Source organism: Chroococcidiopsis cubana SAG 39.79 (assembly GCF_003991895.1).
Lineage (GTDB): Bacteria > Cyanobacteriota > Cyanobacteriia > Cyanobacteriales > Chroococcidiopsidaceae > Chroococcidiopsis > Chroococcidiopsis thermalis.
This window is the reverse complement of the sequence record NZ_RSCK01000030.1, coordinates 1-18,248: the sequence shown is the minus strand read 5'-3', so window position 1 is coordinate 18,248 and position 18,248 is coordinate 1. Positions and strand designations below refer to the sequence as shown.

Annotated in this window: 16 protein-coding genes; 6 read left to right on the top strand and 10 right to left on the bottom strand. The window is 44.7% G+C overall.

The window, feature by feature from the left end; genetic code table 11:
* The first annotated feature begins 153 nt into the window (after positions 1-153).
* The 3 genes from DSM107010_RS18145 to DSM107010_RS18135 all read left to right on the top strand — a co-directional run bounded on the left by DSM107010_RS18145 (position 154) and on the right by DSM107010_RS18135 (position 3,466).
* Positions 154-1,206, top strand: coding sequence for a pentapeptide repeat-containing protein (locus DSM107010_RS18145; protein ID WP_015152684.1), 1,053 nt, complete (start codon positions 154-156; stop codon positions 1,204-1,206).
* 120 nt (positions 1,207-1,326) lie between these two features.
* Positions 1,327-2,178 (top strand): DUF72 domain-containing protein, encoded by an 852-nt coding sequence (locus DSM107010_RS18140; protein ID WP_106166735.1) that lies wholly within the window; start codon positions 1,327-1,329, stop codon positions 2,176-2,178.
* A 316-nt stretch (positions 2,179-2,494) separates the two neighbouring features.
* Positions 2,495-3,466, top strand: coding sequence for a histidine kinase (locus DSM107010_RS18135; RefSeq protein ID WP_181245474.1), 972 nt, complete (start codon positions 2,495-2,497; stop codon positions 3,464-3,466).
* Between the two features lie 43 nt (positions 3,467-3,509).
* Here DSM107010_RS18135 and DSM107010_RS18130 read toward each other — a convergent pair whose 3' ends face one another.
* Positions 3,510-4,622, bottom strand: a complete 1,113-nt coding sequence (locus DSM107010_RS18130) for an alkene reductase (protein ID WP_015152687.1) — start codon at positions 4,620-4,622, stop codon at positions 3,510-3,512.
* An 88-nt stretch (positions 4,623-4,710) separates the two neighbouring features.
* A complete protein-coding gene (gene trxA, locus DSM107010_RS18125; RefSeq protein ID WP_106166734.1) occupies positions 4,711-5,070 on the bottom strand; it encodes a thioredoxin in 360 nt (119 codons plus the stop codon).
* A gap of 196 nt (positions 5,071-5,266) precedes the next feature.
* On the opposite strand from trxA, the gene DSM107010_RS18120 reads away from it, so the two are divergent.
* From DSM107010_RS18120 to DSM107010_RS18110, 3 genes are all read left to right on the top strand, one after another.
* Positions 5,267-5,614 carry an ArsR/SmtB family transcription factor gene (locus DSM107010_RS18120; RefSeq protein ID WP_015152689.1) on the top strand — a complete coding sequence of 116 codons (348 nt, stop codon included), beginning with the start codon at positions 5,267-5,269 and terminating at the stop codon, positions 5,612-5,614.
* A 330-nt stretch (positions 5,615-5,944) separates the two neighbouring features.
* Positions 5,945-8,008, top strand: a complete 2,064-nt coding sequence (locus DSM107010_RS18115; RefSeq protein ID WP_015152690.1) for an elongation factor G — start codon at positions 5,945-5,947, stop codon at positions 8,006-8,008.
* A 163-nt stretch (positions 8,009-8,171) separates the two neighbouring features.
* A complete protein-coding gene (locus DSM107010_RS18110; RefSeq protein WP_041462750.1) occupies positions 8,172-8,360 on the top strand; it encodes a hypothetical protein in 189 nt (62 codons plus the stop codon).
* Between the two features lie 21 nt (positions 8,361-8,381).
* Here DSM107010_RS18110 and ctpC read toward each other — a convergent pair whose 3' ends face one another.
* The 8 genes from ctpC to DSM107010_RS18070 all read right to left on the bottom strand — a co-directional run bounded on the left by ctpC (position 8,382) and on the right by DSM107010_RS18070 (position 18,082).
* Positions 8,382-9,656: a carboxyl-terminal processing protease CtpC gene (ctpC, locus tag DSM107010_RS18105; RefSeq protein ID WP_015152692.1), complete on the bottom strand. Its 1,275-nt coding sequence runs from the start codon at positions 9,654-9,656 to the stop codon at positions 8,382-8,384.
* Positions 9,657-9,791: 135 nt separating this feature from the next.
* A complete protein-coding gene (gene ispG, locus DSM107010_RS18100) occupies positions 9,792-11,018 on the bottom strand; it encodes a (E)-4-hydroxy-3-methylbut-2-enyl-diphosphate synthase (protein WP_106166733.1) in 1,227 nt (408 codons plus the stop codon).
* A 155-nt stretch (positions 11,019-11,173) separates the two neighbouring features.
* Positions 11,174-12,079 (bottom strand): WecB/TagA/CpsF family glycosyltransferase, encoded by a 906-nt coding sequence (locus DSM107010_RS18095; RefSeq protein WP_181246308.1) that lies wholly within the window; start codon positions 12,077-12,079, stop codon positions 11,174-11,176.
* A 544-nt stretch (positions 12,080-12,623) separates the two neighbouring features.
* Positions 12,624-13,925, bottom strand: coding sequence for a hypothetical protein (locus DSM107010_RS18090; protein ID WP_127023560.1), 1,302 nt, complete (start codon positions 13,923-13,925; stop codon positions 12,624-12,626).
* Between the two features lie 54 nt (positions 13,926-13,979).
* Positions 13,980-15,143 (bottom strand): glycosyltransferase, encoded by a 1,164-nt coding sequence (locus tag DSM107010_RS18085; protein ID WP_106166731.1) that lies wholly within the window; start codon positions 15,141-15,143, stop codon positions 13,980-13,982.
* A complete protein-coding gene (locus DSM107010_RS18080; RefSeq protein ID WP_106166730.1) occupies positions 15,121-16,380 on the bottom strand; it encodes a glycosyltransferase family 4 protein in 1,260 nt (419 codons plus the stop codon). The genes DSM107010_RS18085 and DSM107010_RS18080 overlap by 23 nt, the downstream gene beginning before the upstream one ends.
* Positions 16,377-17,525 (bottom strand): glycosyltransferase, encoded by a 1,149-nt coding sequence (locus DSM107010_RS18075; protein ID WP_041462336.1) that lies wholly within the window; start codon positions 17,523-17,525, stop codon positions 16,377-16,379. The genes DSM107010_RS18080 and DSM107010_RS18075 overlap by 4 nt, the downstream gene beginning before the upstream one ends.
* Positions 17,526-17,530: 5 nt before the next feature.
* The gene (locus DSM107010_RS18070; RefSeq protein ID WP_258183848.1) at positions 17,531-18,082 is read right to left on the bottom strand and encodes a glycosyltransferase family 4 protein; all 552 of its coding nucleotides are present in this window, start codon (positions 18,080-18,082) and stop codon (positions 17,531-17,533) included.
* Positions 18,083-18,248 lie beyond the last annotated feature (166 nt).

Genomic DNA, 18,248 nt, shown 5'->3' with positions numbered 1-18,248 from the left:
ATCTGCCTCCTGCTTTCTTGAGCTAGTGTTGTCTCAGTAGTGATAAGTTTAGTTTAAGTTTCTTATTAGGCGATCGCCTAAAAGAAGGTAGCGAATACGCAATTAGCTGCCTATCATGGGTAATACCAAGCTAGTGAGGATGCGGCAGTAGTAATGTTAGACCTGAACCACTGCTACAGAGTACTTGGATTAGAGCCTGGAGCCTCCCTGGAAGAAATTAACCAGGCGTATAAGGACTTGGCTTTTATTTGGCATCCCGATCGCATCCCGAAAGAGAATCAGCGGTTGCAGCAAAAAGCGCAAGAAAAATTAAAAGAAATTAATCAAGCGCGAGAGCAATTGCGGGTAATTCAGACTCGCACGGGTAAATTTACTCCCGCGCAACCAAAACCAGAGTCTCGCAGTAGATCTAAACAGTCGCAGGCTCATTCTCAATCTCATTACTACTCAGCGTCACAATCGCGCCAGCAAAGTTATTCGCAGTCGAGCAGCAATAATTCTCAGTCATATTACGATTCAACCGCGCGATCGCGTCAGCAGGCAAGTTCGCAGTCGAACGGCAATAATTCACAATCTAGCTACAAACAACCGTCGCAATCGCACTACGACTCTACTCAGTCGCACCAGCAGTCACATTCGCAATCTAGCTATAAGCAACCGTACCAGTCAGATTACTACTCAGCTTCACAGTCGAGCTACAAGCAGCAATCACCTCCCTCAAGCTATTACTCGGGATCGCAATCGCCCCAACAGAGTAGTTCTCAGTCTTACTATTCTGCTTCTAAGTCGCCCCAGCAAGCCACTGCTTCATCTTCCCCCCATCAACCTTACCGTCCTCACTATCCCGATATGACTGGAGCCGATTTACGGGGTGCTGAGTTGAAAGAAAAAGATTTATCGGGGAGAAACTTGAGCAAAGCTAACTTAAGTAAAGCCGATCTGAGCGATTCTTTTCTACACAAAGTCAATTTACAAGAAGCAAATCTGTCTCAAGCCAACTTATTTCGCGCCAACTTATTAGGCGCAAATTTAACTTCAGCCAATTTACAGGAAGCCAATTTAATTGGTGCTGACTTGAGTGGAGCAAATTTAAGTAAAGCTAATTTAAAAGGAGCCAAAGTAGGTACAAAAGACCGAATTATGGTCAAATTAACCGGAGCAATTTTAACTGGGGCAATTATGCCTGATGGCTCAGTTCATTCCTAGAAAATTGTCTTTGATTTTTGATTGTTGTACGAGTGAGCTTAGCAAATAGATTGACAGCTTTAGCTGAAGATCTTAGTAAAAACCAGTCCTTACAGTTTTTTAACTTTTAACTTTTAACTTTTGACTTTTCATCTTGGCTGTGCTGTTTGGTCGTATAAAGGTTGGGTAGGCGATTTTTATCCGACTGGAAGTCGTGTGGGTGAATTTTTAGGTTTATACAGCCAGCGTCTCACGACTGTTGAAGGAAACACCACCTTTTACGCTATCCCTGATGCCGATACTGTAGCGCGCTGGGCAGCAGAAACACCGCCAGAATTTAAATTCTGCCTCAAGTTACCGCGAGACATTACCCATCAAGGCTTGCTAGAACCACATATTCCCGATGCTTTGAGTTTCATAGCACGAATGCAAGGTTTAGGCGATCGCTTGGGACCAATTTTTGCTCAACTCCCGCCACGATATAGTCCAGAAGCAATAGAAGACTTAACAATATTCTTAAACGCTTTGAGAGAAAAAACGTCGCTGGCTTTAGAGGTACGTCATCCAAGTTGGTTTCAAGAACCTCACGCTAGTCAACTAACAACGCTTCTGAAACAATTAGGGATAGGTAGAGTTTTACTCGATAGCCGTCCGATATACGATGCACCAGACGATCCGCAGATTCACTCCGAACGCCGCAAACCTAAGTTACCAGTAGAATTTAGTATCGCTGCACCGTTTAGCTTAGTTCGTTTTATCAGCCACCCAAAATGGGAGTTGAATCAGCTGTTTCTTGAGGAATGGGTTGATTTTATCGATCGCAATCTAAGTCAAGGAACCCAGATTTATTTCTTTATACATTGTCCCACAGAAGAGCGATCGCCGCACAATGCTCGGTCGTTTCACCAGTTATTGACACAAAAAGGGGTTGTGGTTCCGCCGCTTCCCTGGAACGATTTGCAGCCATTTCCTCAGCAACTCAGCTTGTTCTAGATTGACTTTCATCCGTCAGAAAGAGTGCGATTGGATTTGTTTGTCATTAATGTAGAGATAAGTCATATTAAGTTCGTTGCAATAACCAGAGTATTGCAAGGGTGGGTTTACCAGAATTCATTCTGACGGTATTTACGAGCGATTAACCGAACACGATATCAGAGATTTTTCTTAGATTGGATAAAGTTTTGATTGTGTTTCACGCATTAGCCGAAGGCGAAGCGTTAGATGCACAGGCGCAAAGAAGAAAGCAAAAACAATTCTTTTACTACAGTTCAGTTTTAGTAGCTCAATTTAGTAAGTGGGAGAAACAACAGTGACTTTAAGTAATGAAGAAAAACAAAAAATCATGAACGATCTAGCTCAAGGTAAGCCAGGATTGGTTCATGAGGAAAAAACTCCTAATCTCGACCAGTATGACTCTAGTTTCGATGCTAAAGACTACGAGAATTTTGAGGATTTTGCTCAGCGTCCTGTAGATGAGACAGGTACGTCAACTTATCCACAAAGAAATATAGTCGAGCAAATTAGGACGCAAATTCGCTCCGAATTTGAGGAAGCAAAAACTACTGGACAGTTGCGATCGAGTAGGATTCGCGAAATCGTTCAATCTGCTATATATGATGTTCGTACGGAGATAAAAGCAGGTACTAGCGATATTCGTCAAATTTTCAGAGATACCATTTCAGCAGTTAGCGATAACTTTAAGGATAAGGGTAGCGAGATCAAAGAGGAAATCACTGCTGCGGTTGAAGGATTTATTGAAGGTTACAGTAGTGGCAAACGGCAAACTATTGTCAAAGATCAGGCAGAAGTTCACCAATTACAATCCAGAATTGACACTCAAGAAGAGGAACTACAACAAGAGATCGATCGCCTCTTGGTTGATGTAGAAGAAGTTGGTAAAGAATCAGATTCTAGTTTGAAAGATTCGATCCAATCCGCCATTAATGCCTTTAAAAATAGCGAAGAATTCGCTTTAATGAAGAAGCGTTACGCTCAACTCCAAGCACAATTGGCGATCGTTCGCGCCAATCTAGCCGCCCGCTATGGCGGACGCTACGAGGAAATAAAAGAAAGAATAGATGAGGCTACGCACTGGTACAGCCGCACCCGTAACAAAGCTGATGTCGGAGAATCAGTAGAAGGGCGATCGCTTGAAGATAGACTTAAAGAAGTAGGAGAAGCGATCGCGAAAGGAGAGCATCAACTACGCAAGATTCTGCACGATCTGCTCAAAGTTGCAAGTGATTTGCTCAAAGATAAAGAACCACCTGCTAGTAAATAAATTGGGTAAAGTAGGGGCGCACAGCCGTGCGCCCCTACCCCCATCAACCAGCAGCCTGCAATTCCAAAGATGGATAATCTGTATAACCCCTCTTGTCTCCGCCATAAAAGCTAGAGCGATCGTAGGGGTTTAATTGTGCGTTGAGAGCAAAACGCTGCGGTAAGTCGGGGTTGGAAATAAACAGTCTACCGTAAGCAACTAAGTCCGCATCTCCAGAGGCTAATACTGCATTTCCCGATTCGCGATCGTAGCCGCCAGCACTGATGAGAGTCCCTTTGTAGATCGGACGGAAGTATTTTGATGACAATTCTGAAGTAGGATTTTCTACTGTCTCGTTACCAGCAACTCTCGGCTCTACCAAATGTAGATAAGCTAATTCAAATTGGTTGAGCGCATCAACTACATAGGTAAACAATGCTTTGAGATCGGAGTCGTAGACGCTGCCAAAAGTGCCACTGGGTGAAAGTCTGACTCCCACTCTATCTGCGCCCCAAACACTAACGACTGCTTCAGTCACTTCCATTAGCAAGCGGGCGCGATTTTCAATCGAGCCACCATATTCATCTGTACGGTGATTGGAGCCATCGTGGAGAAATTGATCGAGCAGATAGCCGTTGGCGCTGTGAATTTCTACGCCATCAAACCCAGCCGCCAACGCATTTTTTGCCCCTTGGCGATATTGTTCTACAATTCCTGGAATTTCTGCTGTTTCTAGGGCGCGGGGTGTAACGTAAGGCTTTTCTCCTTCGTAAGTAGCTGCCATACCTTCTGATGGCGCGATCGCGCTAGGTGCAACGGGCAATGCTCCATCGACTTGCAAATCGGGGTGAGATATTCGCCCGACGTGCCATAGCTGGAGAAAAATTTTGCCACCGCGATCGTGTACGGCTTTCGTCACTAGCCGCCAGCCTTCTACCTGTTCTTGGGAGTGAATACCAGGGGTAAACGGATAACCTAAGCCTTGTGGCGACACCTGAGTCGCTTCTGTAATAATCAGTCCTGCCGAGACTCTTTGGGCGTAATATTCTGCATTCAATTCTCTCGGCACGTTACCCTCTCCCGCACGGTTGCGCGTTAAGGGAGCCATCACCATTCGGTTAGGTAATTCGTAACGACCGAGCCGAACGGGTGAGAATAGATCGATGTTGGTATTCATAGGCTTTACTAGGGTAAATGGATAAAAAGTGTATGAAATAATGTGGACTGTAGAAGCGCGAAATTTCACGCCTCTACAGATGTAATGTCTAAGCAGCTTGTCGATCTGCTGCTGGCTCTAACAAAGCATTCAATCTTTGCGCGATCGCTTTTGCCCCAACAACACCAACAACTCGATCTACAACTACGCCATTTTGGAAAAATAACAGCGTCGGAATTGCCTGCACCTGATATCGAGAAGCAATTTCTCCGTACTCGTCAATATTCAGCTTGCCTACTGTGGCGCGTCCGGCAAAATTGGCAGCAATCTCTTCCACGATTGGGTTAACTACCCTACAGGGTCCGCACCAGGCTGCCCAAACATCTACTAGCACTGGTGTTTTACTCTCAATGACCTCTGTTTGAAAATTCTCGGCAGTGAGAGTCAACGGCTTGACACGATCTGTCATACCTACAAGTCTCCTTCTTCATCAAAACCGGATTAGCACAAGCAAAAGGTAACTACCAACTACCTATTACCGATCGCCAACCGTAGGTTAAAATTTAAGTAGTTAAACAACCACTTGCTATTATGTTAGACAAGATAAATTAAAAAGTCAAGTAGCTATTTAACTATTTGACAAGTAGCGCGATCGCGGACGAACGATGATGACACACAATAATCTAGACCAGCCCAAGTCCCTACCTGTAGCTGAAGTAGACGATAGCTGTCGTCGGGCAAAAATCTTTGCAGCCCTTGCCGACCCCACCAGATTGAAAATTGTCGAGTTACTCGCCCATGCTGGAGAATTGAGCGGTACGGAGATTGCGCAAAAATTAAGTATTAGCCTTGCCCTCTTCTGCCACCACTCTAAAACTCTAGCGGAAGCAGGGTTGCTCGATATTCGCAAGGAAGGGCAGACAAAATATAACTCTTTGAATTGGGAGTTACTCAATGCTTGCCTGCAAAGCTTGATGAGAGGGAGCGCACGAGCAGGGAGCAGTGACCAGTGACCAGTGACCAGTGACCAGTGACCAGTCAACAATCCACTACAACCTACACCCTACACCCCTTCTTCACGCACCACGCACCACGCACCACCCAACTACCAACTACCAACTACCAATTACCACTCTCTCCTTGATAAAACTCCAAATATCTGCATAAAACTTCAAGCTAATTAACTTTAATTTAGCTAATTCTTACGAGAAACTACAATTTTCATTCTTACGATTAAAGACAAGATAAGGTCGGATTAAAGACGGGATAATTCTCTACAACATTATCCATTGTCTACTCACGATCGTGCGGCTTCTCATAAAAGAATCCGCGTAGGAGGTTGTATGAATGAAAATGTCAGAGCGAGTACGCGCAATGTTGCAATTGTCGGTCCTTATTTGAGCGGAAAAACAACTTTGCTCGAAAGTTTGTTATCGGTCACAGGAGCTATTACTCGTAAAGGTAGCGTCCGCGACGGTAACACCGTAGGAGACAGTGCAGCGGAAGCGCGCGATCGCCAAATGAGTGTAGAAGTGAGCGCCGCTAGTACCGAGTATGAAGGTGTCCGCTTCACATTTGTTGACTGTCCGGGTTCAGTCGAATTTGCTCAAGAGACATATAACGCTCTCATGGGCGTAGATGCAGCAGTTGTTGTTTGCGAGCCAGCAAATGATAACAATGAAAACGGTTTGCGTCAGAAGGTACTTACCCTCGCTCCCTTATTTAAATTTCTTGACGATTGGGAAATTCCCCATCTCGTATTTATTAACAAAATGGATCGGGTTAGCAACAATTTCATGGATATGTTGCACGCCCTTAAAGCTGTTTCCAAGCGTCCGCTCGTACCGCATCAATATCCCATTATTCAAGACGAACAGCTAACTGGATTTATCGATCTAGTCAGCGAACAAGCATATCAATACCACTCTGGCGCACCAGCCGATCCAATTCCATTGCCAGCATCTTTAAAGGCACAGGAACAGGCAGCTAGAGCGGAAATGTTGGAAGAATTAGCCAACTTTGACGACCATTTATTGGAAGAACTTTTAGAAGAGATCGAGCCGCCTCAAGAAGAAATTCTGCAAGACTTGAAATTAGAATTAGGGGCAGATTTAGTCGTTCCAGTATTTTGTGGAGTTGCAGACCGAGATTTTGGAGTTAGACCGCTTTTAGAAGCACTGTTACGAGAAGCACCTGAACCACAAGACACTGCTCAACGACGAGGGCTTGGCGCTACTGCTGAAACTCCCATAGCCCAAGTATTGAAAACCTATTACACGCCCCAAGGAGGCAAACTTTCCCTAGTACGGGTATGGCAGGGTAAGTTAACCGATGGCATCGTATTGAATGGTACTCGCGCTGGCGGGATTTATCGGCTACTAGGACAACAACAAAACTCGATAAATGAAGCTGAAGCTGGTGAAATTGTTGCCCTCAGCCGCTTGGATGGCGTAAAAACTGGCGACACCATCTCAGCCAACGGACAAGCCACAGAGCTACCTAAAGCAGATATACTCAGACCAGTTTATGCCTTGGCGATCGCCCCGGAAAAACGCAACGACGAAGTCAAATTGAGTGCAGCGTTGACTAAGCTGTTAGAAGAAGACCCATCTTTAATGTGGGAACAGCACGGCGATACCCACGAAGTGATCCTGTGGGGACAAGGCGAAATTCACTTGCAAGTAGCCCTCGATCGCCTGCGTCGGAAGTATAACTTACCAATGGGGACTCATCTACCACAAGTACCCTATAAAGAAACCATTCGCAAGCCTGCTGCTTCAGTTCACGGGCGCTACAAGCACCAGTCAGGAGGACACGGGCAGTTTGGCGATGTTTACCTAGATATTAAACCGCTTGGACGCGGAGAAGGCTTTAATTTTAGCGAAAAGATTGTAGGTGGCGTTGTCCCGAAGCAATATATTCCTGGCGTTGAAGTTGGTGTGAAGGAATTTTTGGTACACGGTCCTTTAGGTTTTCCCGTAGTTGATGTTGCCGTCACCTTGACCAACGGCTCTTATCATACAGTTGATAGCTCCGAGCAAGCATTTAAACAAGCGGCACGGCTAGCTATGCAAACGGGAATGACTCAGTGCGAACCGACGCTATTAGAACCGATCGCCTCAATTGAAGTCAATACGCCCAGCGAATTCACCTCCAAGGTGATGCAACTGGTGAGCGGGCGACGGGGACAAATTCTCGGCTATGAAGGAAGATCTGATTGGTCTGGTTGGGACAAGCTGATTGCTTACTTACCTCAAGCCGAGATGCAGAACTTCATTGTCGAGTTGCGATCGCTAACTCTAGGTGTTGGTTCCTTCCAGTGGCAATACCATCACTTGCAAGAAGTTCCTGACAAGTTAGCAGAGCGAGTTTTGGCAACTGGCAGTAACGGTAACGGCAACCGTTGATGCATCAGGCTTGATTACCTTTGCTGAAAAGATCTGTCGTTTTCGATTAGATAAATTACACGATCTGTAGGGGCGCACAGCTGTGCGCCCCTACAAATATGCTCTTGTCTGCGAACAGCTTAGAATTGAGGATACCAGACAGAACAGCGCTCAACTTTTTTCTATGATGAATTCACAAACTTGGTTTATTGTCAAGCTAGCGGACGGTCATTGTCAAATTGTTTCTGACGAGCAAGTGAATATAGAGCCAGATGCAGAAGCAAAAGAACGTTGGGGACCGTTCCCATCTCAAGCAGAAGCGATCGCCCGTCGCGTTGGACTCATCCGTGCCGGAAAATGCCAGCCTATGTAAAGTGTGGGGAACACTTTCTCCCTACCTTGTAGCAGAGTTCCCCTTAGCTGCAATTTGCTTCTTTAATATGTCTAGTGCCTTAGCATATTGCGGGTCTGATGGCGTACCAACTTTGTCGCGATTTTGTAGAAATAACGCCTGTTTTTCTTTATCCGTCAGCGATACTACTACATTAGGAGCAATCCCAGACTTATTGATGTCGCGCCCGTTGGGGGTAAAGTACTTCGCTATAGTCACAGCTAAGCCAGAACCATCTCCCAAGCTGCGTACCGACTGTACCAACCCTTTACCAAAAGTTTTTTCTCCAACTAAAACCGCGCGTTTGTTATCCTGTAGCGCCCCAGAAAGAATTTCACTGGCGCTTGCCGAACCGTCATTTACTAGTACGACTAGGGGTTTATTAGTTAATGGATGGTGGTTAGACCTTTCAATGTCTTGCTTCCCTTGTCGGTTCTTAGTGGAAACAATAACCCCGTCTTCCAGCCACATTTGAGCAATTTCTATGCTGGACAATAACAACCCACCAGGATTGTTACGTAAATCCAAAATATAACCGGATACCTGTTTCTTTTCTAAATTTTTAATTGCATCGCGCATTTCCGTGGCAGCATTGGCACTGAACTGATTTAAGCGAATGTACCCTATACCACCTGTTGGGCTATTCTGGTAGCTGTAACGCACTGGATGAATTTCAATTCGCGCCCGTTTTATCCGAAAATCCTTCTGCTGTCCGTTGCGCAAAATCGTGATTTGTACTTCTGTACCTGGTTGTCCCCGAATCAGCGACACTGCTTGATTCACATCCATTCCCTTAGTGCTTTTACCATCAATTTTGACGATTGTATCCTTAGCAAGAATTCCGGCACTGAAAGCGGGTGTATCTTCAATTGGGGCAATTACAGTTAATTGCTTTGTTTTCTCATCTTGGGCGATTTGAATGCCAATTCCCGTTAGTTCTCCAGAAGTATCTACCTGCATATTCTTGAATTCTTCTGGATCCATAAATCGGGTATATGGATCTTTGAGCTTTTCTAGCATTTGTCGGACTGCTTTGTATGCATCCTCTCGATTGGCATAAGAGCGGCTCAAGTACTCTTTGCGTACAGCTTGCCAATTGACCTTGTTGAAAGTCCCGTCTACATACTGCCGATCGATTATTTGCCAAACTTCATCGACTAATTCTTTCGGACTTTCACGAAAGAAAGCTTGAGTTTGAGAGCGATCGCTAAAACTGGCAACTGCGGCAGTCGAGAGCATCACTGCTGTTGCACCCAAGAAAATTCCACGCTTATTCATGATCGTATTGACACTGCACAGCCGGAGAACAAAGCAAACCAAGTAAGCCCAATTTAACACAGGGCGCTCAGACAGTGACCAGTTTTGACAGTGACCAGTGACCGCAGCAGACAAACCTTGGTCACTGGTCACTGCTTACGGATCGACCCAGCGATCGTCTGCCTTAATTAAGTTAATCAATTCTTCCACTCCTCGATCTTCAGGAACGCGCTTGATTTCTTCTCGACCGCGATAGAGAGAAATGTAACCAGGTTGCTTCCCTACATAGCCGTAGTCCGCATCCGCCATTTCCCCTGGACCATTGACTATACAACCCATAACGGCGATATCTAAACCTGTTAGGTGCTTTGTTGCCTCTCTAACTTTATGCAACACTTCCTCTAAATTAAACAGAGTGCGTCCGCAAGAAGGACAAGCAACGTACTCTACCATTGTTTTCCGCAAACCTAAAGATTGCAGAATGCTGTAACAAACGGGAATTTCTTTTTCTGGCGCTTCTGTCAGCGATACGCGGATGGTATCGCCAATCCCTTCAGCTAACAGTGTCCCAATCCCAGCTGTAGATTTGATTCGACCGTATTCGCCATCTCCAGCTTCCGTCACGCCTAGATGCAAGGGATAGTCCATGCCTAGCTCATTCATCCGCTTAACCATCAAGCGATTGGCAGCGATCATCACGGGCACTCGCGATGCTTTAAGAGAAATCACTAAGTTACGAAAGTCCAGCGATTCGCAAATCCGAATGAATTCCAGGGCTGATTCTACCATTCCTTCTGGGGTGTCGCCGTAGGTAAACAGCATTCTTTCTGCCAGGGAGCCGTGATTCACGCCAATCCGCATGGCTTTACCCTGGTCGCGCAAGCAGACTACCAGTGGTTCCAAAGTTTGGCGAATCTTGTCGCCAATTTCCTCGAATTCTGTTTGACTGTAATCAGTGCGATTGGATTTAGGTTTTTCAAATACGTACAAGCCAGGATTGATCCGCACTTTATCGATGTGCTTGGCAACTTCCAAGGCAATTTTCATCCCATTATGATGCACGTCAGCCACGATTGGAACTGGTTGGTATGAGGCATACAACTTTTGTTTGATTTCTGCTAAGGCTTGAGCGTGTGCCATACTTGGTACGGTGACGCGGACTATTTCGCAGCCAATTTCATGTAGGCGACGAATAGCAGCAACGGAACCATCTATGTCCAGGGTGTCTTCGTTGATCATGGATTGCACCACCACTGGATGACTACCACCAATCGTGACGTTTCCTACCTGAATCGGACGAGTCTGGCGGCGATGAATAGTAGTATCAGTGGAAAGTTCGCCAGAAGAAGATTTTACTGTAGCTGGGTTGGGGAGAGTCTGCATAACCTATTGGCTGAATTTTTGTAGCGAGATTATCAGATGAGTCTATCTGTCTCTCAGATTGCCACAAATTAGGGGCAGGGGGCTAGTTATCAGTTATTAGTTGTTTGTGAAGAGCGGTGATAAGTAGTTGTTGATTATTGGTTATTGGTCACTGGTCACTGGTCACTGCTTCTTGCTCCCTGAGTTAATAGCTGCTTCAAAGCTAGCCAGATAAACAGGGGCATGGTGGTAGTATATCTTTTCCAGAGTCTACGTGGTTCTTGAATTAATCTGTAAAACCACTCCAAACCAAAGTTTCTCATCCACAAGGGAGCGCGTTTGTGAATTCCTGCATACACTGGAAATACTCCGCCTACACCAATCATAACGGCATGAATTTTGTCTTTATGTCGATCCATCCAGTATTCTTGCTTCGGACATCCCAGAGCCAAAAATACAATGCCAGCTCCACTATCATGAATTTTTTGAATAACTGCTGCATCTTCTGCTCTCGTGAGCGGACGGAATGGTAGTGGCTCCATTCCAGCAATTTCTAAAGCGCGAAAGTCACGCTCTAAGTGCTTTCGCATCTGTTTTAATATGGAAGCTTCCGAACCAAGAAAAAAAACTTTTATCTGACGCTGCGAAGCCTGTTGGCAAATAGATAACATAATATCTAGCCCAGCAACGCGATTTTGATGTTGCGCTCCCATTAGTTTCATCATCCATACTAAGGGCATACCATCAGGAGTAATTAAATCTGCACGATTTAACACTGCATGAAATTCTGGATGCCAGTAGGCTTCTGCCAGCATATGGACGTTTGCCACGCATACAAATCGGCTAGCACGACTGCTAGCCCACTCCAACATCATTTCTATTTGGCGATCGAAAGGTGCTATCGTGATTGGTGAGCCAATCACACAAATTCTAATTTGAGGAATTTCAGCCGGAATAACTTCTAACTCCGATTTATTGACTGGAGTATGAAACGATTGAGTGATGGCTAGACCGGGAAAATCCGATGCTATTGGTTGGATTAACTCCACTGCTTCTACTTTATTTGTTGTATCGAATCTCATTTCCCTGAACTCTTCACTTGAGTCATTACCATGAATGACAGTATAGTTTGAAAGTAATTTATAGCATTGCTAATCATTGATTATTTGCGTTTTTAACGATAAAAAAAAGATTTCAAATCCATCAAAACTATAGTTTTTACTAGAAAAGATTTGGGAAAATATTGATTTTCTTTCCCCTATTTTGATAACTCATGATTTATTTGATTAAATTCAATTTGCATGTTAAATGAGTCATAGAAGTGATGAAAAAAATATAATGATTACCGATTAAATAATAATCAACAGAAATAATAGCACCTATAGATTTGAGAAATTGCTACACGTCTTCTCAAAGTACGGTGGGATTGATGAGAACTGCCTTGAACATTATTTATATGTCTAAATTTATACCAAAATTTACTGACAAGCAATAATAGTTTAGCAACTTCATTAAAAAATAATAATTGCTCAGTCATGGTATGATTAGTACCCAGCTATAGTAGCAGATTTGCTTCTATTTAATAGCTCGTAGATTGCTCGATCGCAAAACTCTGAAGATACAGAATTATGATAGCCGTCTCAAGCGATTGGTTTGCCATTGCAGACCGACAAGAATAGCCATAAAGAGCATATAACCAGGTTCTTCTATTTGAGTGAAAATTAATCCAAAAACAAATATAGTTAGGAGAAAAAACCGAGAAAGATCGTCCGAACACAGCCTGCACCAAACAAGAAATGCAAGATAAAAATAAGCTCCTAACCCTAGCAGACCCAAATCTCCCCAAATTCCTGCCCAACCAAAAAACGGCGAAAACATGCTAGATTTATCGCCAAACCAGCTTGCTCCTACCACACTCCATACGGCTTCGCTCACGGAAAGTTGAGTTGCTCCTAAAGGGGAGAGCAGATCCCAATAATCACGCAGCATCCACCCCCCTAAACGTCCGATCGTGTGACCGGGACCAAGCCCCAATAAAGGGTTGAGCGGAGAATGATAGAAAGAAGGAATAATTGAGAATCCTACTAGTTTAAGCTTCATCCCCTCTAAAGTCATATCGACGCTCCAAGCGAGAAACCCATTATTTGCCAACCAAACTGCGATAAATACAGCTAAAATTGCTCCAATCGAGTATTTTACAAATTCTGTAATATCTTTTAATTTAGTGCAAAAAAGAAGTACGAGAGCAACTAAAAATACTGCTAGAACTTGTTTGGCATCTGATACTAATACGTGAACGATAGTAGCAATAAATACAGATGCTCGCAGCCAAAGTGGACGTTCTTTAGCAATACATAAATAGTACGTACCAAATGTTAATGAAACTGAAGCACCAACAACATGACCAGAACCTTGGTTTAAAAACACTCCTTTAATATTGTCTTCTAAACCTTCCTGAAGATGTAAGTTGAGAACAAAGCGCTGGAGCAAAGCAAGCAGGAGACTGATAAAGCCAAAACGCACTAACCAACAGTGCAGTTTTTCCGTGCTAGTTAAAGACATGGGAATGCAGGCGATCGCTACTATAAGTAAGAACGGCTCGGTCAGCATTAAATAATTGAGAACTACATTAATTAATCCAGCATTATTGAGTAGTCCACTAGCACATATTAAGATGAAAAATATTAATAAACCTAAGAGAATTTCTTGGACGATGGTAAGCTGACGCTGGCTTTTAGAGCGAGCTTTGACAAGAGCAATACCACAGGCAAGTGGAACTGTAGCAAAGTGTAAAAAATTAATTGCTGCGGGTACTCCTAATGCCTCGATGATACGGGCAAAATAAGCAGTAGCAAATGCCAATAGTACAATTGTGGAACTTTTAATTAATCCCTTGCGTTGTTGCTGACACGCCGCCTCTACTTTCATCGATCGACCTCTAGATACAAGCACCAGAGCGCGCTGTATACTGCTACATGTAAGTTAGACATGAGGAGCTAAGGTATAAATTTCCATCATGCGACGATAGTTTTCCTCCGCAGTATACTTAGTCTCAAATTCAGCCCTAGCTGCTTGGCGCATCTGCATCAGTTCTTCTGGATGTGATAAAGCCCACTCTACTTGCTCTACGAGGTCTTGGGTGTTACCTGGAAGAAAATGAAGTCCGGTTTGCCCAGGCGTAACTAACTCGGCGATCGCACCAATTGCTGAAGCTACTACAGGAGTTCCCTTGGCAAAAGCCTCGATCGCAACTCTGCCAAAAGTCTCGTACCATTCAGAAGGAAAAATCAACAAAGCAGCTTCTCCCATTAACTCGTAAACCTCTTCCAACGGTCTGCGTCCTAGCCACTCCACTCCTGGTACGCGCTTTGTTGCCTCAATAACTTGAGGTGCTAACGGTCCATCGCCAACAATTTTCAAAGGGATTTTTCCGCCCAATTGTTCCCAAGCAGCTAGTAGCGTCCCTAAACCTTTTTCTGGCGAAAGCCGCCCGACAAAAATAGCGTATCCACCACGTCCTGTTCCTGGTGCGGGAGCGGGATGTAGAAAATTAGTTTTAAATTGAATTTTTTTCTCCGGTAAGCCACCTTGAACGAATTTCTGCAAAGCAAAATGGCTATACGCTACGAATACATTTACTGTTTTTGTCCAAGTACACATCATCGAGTGCAAGTTCACCATTGCCGCTACAACTCCACTCGCAGTTTGACTATCTCGGTAGCAACCGCGAACGATGCCAGGTATAGCACCGCATTTTCCCAAACAGTCTTCGCAAATCTTGCCATCGCGAAAAAACAGAGCATTGGGGCATAAGAGACGATAATTGTGCAAAGTTTGGACGACTGGTACACCTTCATCTTTCATGGCGTGATACGCGGCTGGAGAAATCAGAGGAAAAGTGTTGTGGAAATGAGCAACCTCTGGTCGTTCCTGGCGGACGATCGCCCGTAGGTCGCGGTATACATCGTTATTCCAGATTGTTTTTTTCGCCAGAGTTAGAGGATTCATCCCCTCAACGCGATCGTTGTGAATCGTGTAGCGATGTACTTGATGACCGCGTGTTTCTAAAAGAGCCGATTCGGTAGCAAAGATTTGTTCTTCACCACCTGGTTGTTGGTAATAGTTATGAACTGTGAGAATACGCATGGGGAATTGTTTGTCGATTGAGAATGTTGTCGTAGCACTGAACTAATTGCTGACCCTTATTTGCCCAGTTGAACAGCTCGTTTGCCCTCTTCTGTCCTGCCTTGCCCAATTCGGCACTCAGTTCAGCATCGTTTGCCAGACGAGACATAGCATCAGCAATACCTGCAACAGCTTGCTGAGGTTCGATTGCGGGGATTTTAAAACCTGTTGCCTCGGTGACCTGAACCGCTGGTCCACCTAAATCGAGACAGACAACCGGACGACCTGCTGCCATTGCTTCTAAGCAGACAAATCCTCCAGATTCGTGCAAACTAGGATGAATCAATGCTCGTGCATCTGCCATCATTTGCCAGATGCGATCGCGGGACATCTCAGGGCAGAACATGACTTGAGAGATAATCCCTAACTCTTGGGCGAGAATTTGCAGCCGTTTTCGTTCGGGTCCGTCTCCCACAATCCAATATTCGGCATCAGAGGGTAAATCTGCTTGAGCAAAGGCACGTAGTCCCAGGTGAAACCCCTTCCAATGCAACAATCTACCAATAGAAATAAACCGAACTGGGCGATCGCTAGAAATATAACTCTGACTCAGACGGGCGATCTCTTCTGGGAGTAAAGCGACTTGGGAAAGGACTTTGACGTTTTTCGCTCCCATTTGAGAGAGTTGTCGCGCCGTATCCTCAGTAGTTGCCCAAGCTAAGACAGAGCGTCTGGCTGTCAAACGAGCAAACGGATCGAGTTCTCCTAAACGACGAGAGAAGTCACGCAGTATTTCGTAGACCTTACCTTTCCAGCTAAAATCTTGCCAAAAAGCCTTTGGTGCAGTTTCGCCGCCGCCCACAGGACCCCAAATGAAGGGAACTGGTATCAGAGAGAGGAAACTAGGACTAGAGTACTTAACAAAAGTAACGTGCTGAATTAAGTCGAAGCCAATTTGACGATGCAGTTGACGGGCAACAAAATAAGCTTGAATCTGCCAGAGATAGTAGTGGATTTGGAAAGCTCCATTGCCCCACTTCCAACCGCCACCCCAGATTGGTAAGGTGAAATAGATAAAATGCAGGTTGGAGACTGGATGACGGACTAACTCTGCTTCAATTGCCTCGCGACCGTCATCAGGTCGAGTTAGTACCCAAACTTGATGATATTTGGCAACCTCTCGAACTGTGTTCCAGCCTACCCCTAGTTCAGTTCCTCGACCTGGTTCGCAGGCATAGGCAGACAATAGAATCTTCATCGACACAGTACCTCTTGGCGGACTAACCCAGTGGTAGAGAAATCTAAATATTGCTGAGCGATTTTCAAATACTGAAAGTCTCGCGCCCGTTTACGCGCCTGGTTTTGATAATGCTGCTTGAGGCTGGAGTTGCTGAGGATTTGCAAAATTCCTGTTGCCAGTGCTTCTGAATCTCCAGCAGCTACCATCATTCCGTGCTTCCCATATTCGATCAGATCCTTCGATCCGCCCGGGGCATCGTTGACGACAACAGCCGCACCGCAAGCCATTGCTTCTTGTAAAGCGATCGGACATCCTTCCCAAGCGGATGCGAGTACGAATACGTCACAGGCAGACATGTATCTGTAAGGGTTGCGGTCGTATCCCGGCATCGCTACGCAATCTTCAATTTGGAGTTCGTAGCACAGGTTTTCTAGTTGCGATCGCAAGGGTCCTTCACCCAAAATCAACAATCTGGCAGGCTGAATCTTGACAACGCGGGCAAAAGCACGCAGCAATACATCGAGTTGTTTTTGCTTGGCTAGACGAGCTACCGTAACGATGGTTGGTGTTTCAGAGTCTAGAAACCAGGGGTGATCGGTTGGTTTTTTCGCTAGTTGTTGCACGCGATCGAGGTCAATGGGGTTGAAAATGACCCGCATCGGAATACGCGGTGGCACTTTAATTGTTTCAACTAAGTCGGCGATCGTATCTTGAGAAACGGCAATTAAGCCATCACCATAGGGATACGTGTACCGCATTAGCATCGGCAGAGATTGCAGGTGCAGTTTATCTTGATGCTCGATGCCTGTTTCTAAGCTAATAATATTGTGTTCGCCAATAATAATTTGGCTATCAATTCCTGATAGATACCTTGCCCAAATTGCCGTGATATTAAAATACCAAGGCATTGGAAAGATAACATCTGGTTTACTTTGTTTGAGATAGCGAACAGTTGGGAGTAGAGAAAAAGCCGTGCGTTGAGTATTGAGAGTAACTATATTAATGTTTGGATATTGCTCTTTTTCTGCTTGAGTTGCCTTTAAAACCACAAACTCACAATTGATTCCTAATTCCTGAAAGCCGCGCGAGAGGGCAGTTCCTAAGCTAGTGAACGCACCACCTCCAATATCATGCGTCAGGATAGCAACTTTTTTCATAGTCATAAATTTCAATTATTTAAAACTAGGTTTGTCACCTGAACTAGGCATTTTGATGCTGCTTCTGGGGTATATTGACACATGATTTGTTGCGATTTTTTACCCATGTCTGCGATCGCCGTCGGGCGATTGATAAACTGACACATGAGTTCGGCTAGTTTTTCCGGCTGATTGGGGTCAAATACATAGCCATTCTCACCATGCACTATAAGTTCTGACGTTCCCGCACCTGTAGAACATAAAATTGGTTTACCCATCAGCATTGCTTCTAGTACCACCACACCCCAAGTATCTTCTAGCGTTGGTAGTACGAAGACATCAGCATTGTGAAAATAAGCACTGATGAGGTTGTAATCTACTCTGCCTACCCACTGGATGCAGTCAGTCAGATGATTCTCTTGAGCGAATTTTTCTAGTTCTTCTTGTTGCGATCCATTGCCTATAACTTGTAATGTGTATTCTCGATAACCTTGTTGCTGAAGAATCTGGCAGGCTTCTAGCAATATCTGTAATCCTTTTCTGGGAATAATATGTCCGACGAAAAGAAAAACTGGTCGCTGGATTTGAGAATTATTTAACTCAAGATTTTCCTGAATTGCTAAAGTTTTGGTGTCGGGAATTTCGTAAGGCTGAACGAAAACGCGGCTGTCTTTAGGCGGTTTCTATCAAACAGAATACCAGTTGAGCTAAGATGCAATTATGCGCTCAACCTTGTAGGAGCAAAGCCTT

Excerpts from the sequence above, each read along its gene's own strand:
- DSM107010_RS18145 (WP_015152684.1), top strand. The coding sequence starts at position 154 with ATGTTAGACCTGAACCACTGCTACAGAGTACTTGGATTAGAGCCTGGA.
- DSM107010_RS18130 (WP_015152687.1), bottom strand. The coding sequence starts at position 4,622 with ATGAATACCAACATCGATCTATTCTCACCCGTTCGGCTCGGTCGTTAC.
- trxA (WP_106166734.1), bottom strand. The coding sequence starts at position 5,070 with ATGACAGATCGTGTCAAGCCGTTGACTCTCACTGCCGAGAATTTTCAA.
- DSM107010_RS18120 (WP_015152689.1), top strand. The coding sequence starts at position 5,267 with ATGATGACACACAATAATCTAGACCAGCCCAAGTCCCTACCTGTAGCT.
- DSM107010_RS18115 (WP_015152690.1), top strand. The coding sequence starts at position 5,945 with ATGAATGAAAATGTCAGAGCGAGTACGCGCAATGTTGCAATTGTCGGT.
- DSM107010_RS18110 (WP_041462750.1), top strand. The coding sequence starts at position 8,172 with ATGATGAATTCACAAACTTGGTTTATTGTCAAGCTAGCGGACGGTCAT.
- ctpC (WP_015152692.1), bottom strand. The coding sequence starts at position 9,656 with ATGAATAAGCGTGGAATTTTCTTGGGTGCAACAGCAGTGATGCTCTCG.
- ispG (WP_106166733.1), bottom strand. The coding sequence starts at position 11,018 with ATGCAGACTCTCCCCAACCCAGCTACAGTAAAATCTTCTTCTGGCGAA.
- DSM107010_RS18095 (WP_181246308.1), bottom strand. The coding sequence starts at position 12,079 with ATGAGATTCGATACAACAAATAAAGTAGAAGCAGTGGAGTTAATCCAA.
- DSM107010_RS18090 (WP_127023560.1), bottom strand. The coding sequence starts at position 13,925 with ATGAAAGTAGAGGCGGCGTGTCAGCAACAACGCAAGGGATTAATTAAA.
- DSM107010_RS18085 (WP_106166731.1), bottom strand. The coding sequence starts at position 15,143 with ATGCGTATTCTCACAGTTCATAACTATTACCAACAACCAGGTGGTGAA.
- DSM107010_RS18080 (WP_106166730.1), bottom strand. The coding sequence starts at position 16,380 with ATGAAGATTCTATTGTCTGCCTATGCCTGCGAACCAGGTCGAGGAACT.
- DSM107010_RS18075 (WP_041462336.1), bottom strand. The coding sequence starts at position 17,525 with ATGACTATGAAAAAAGTTGCTATCCTGACGCATGATATTGGAGGTGGT.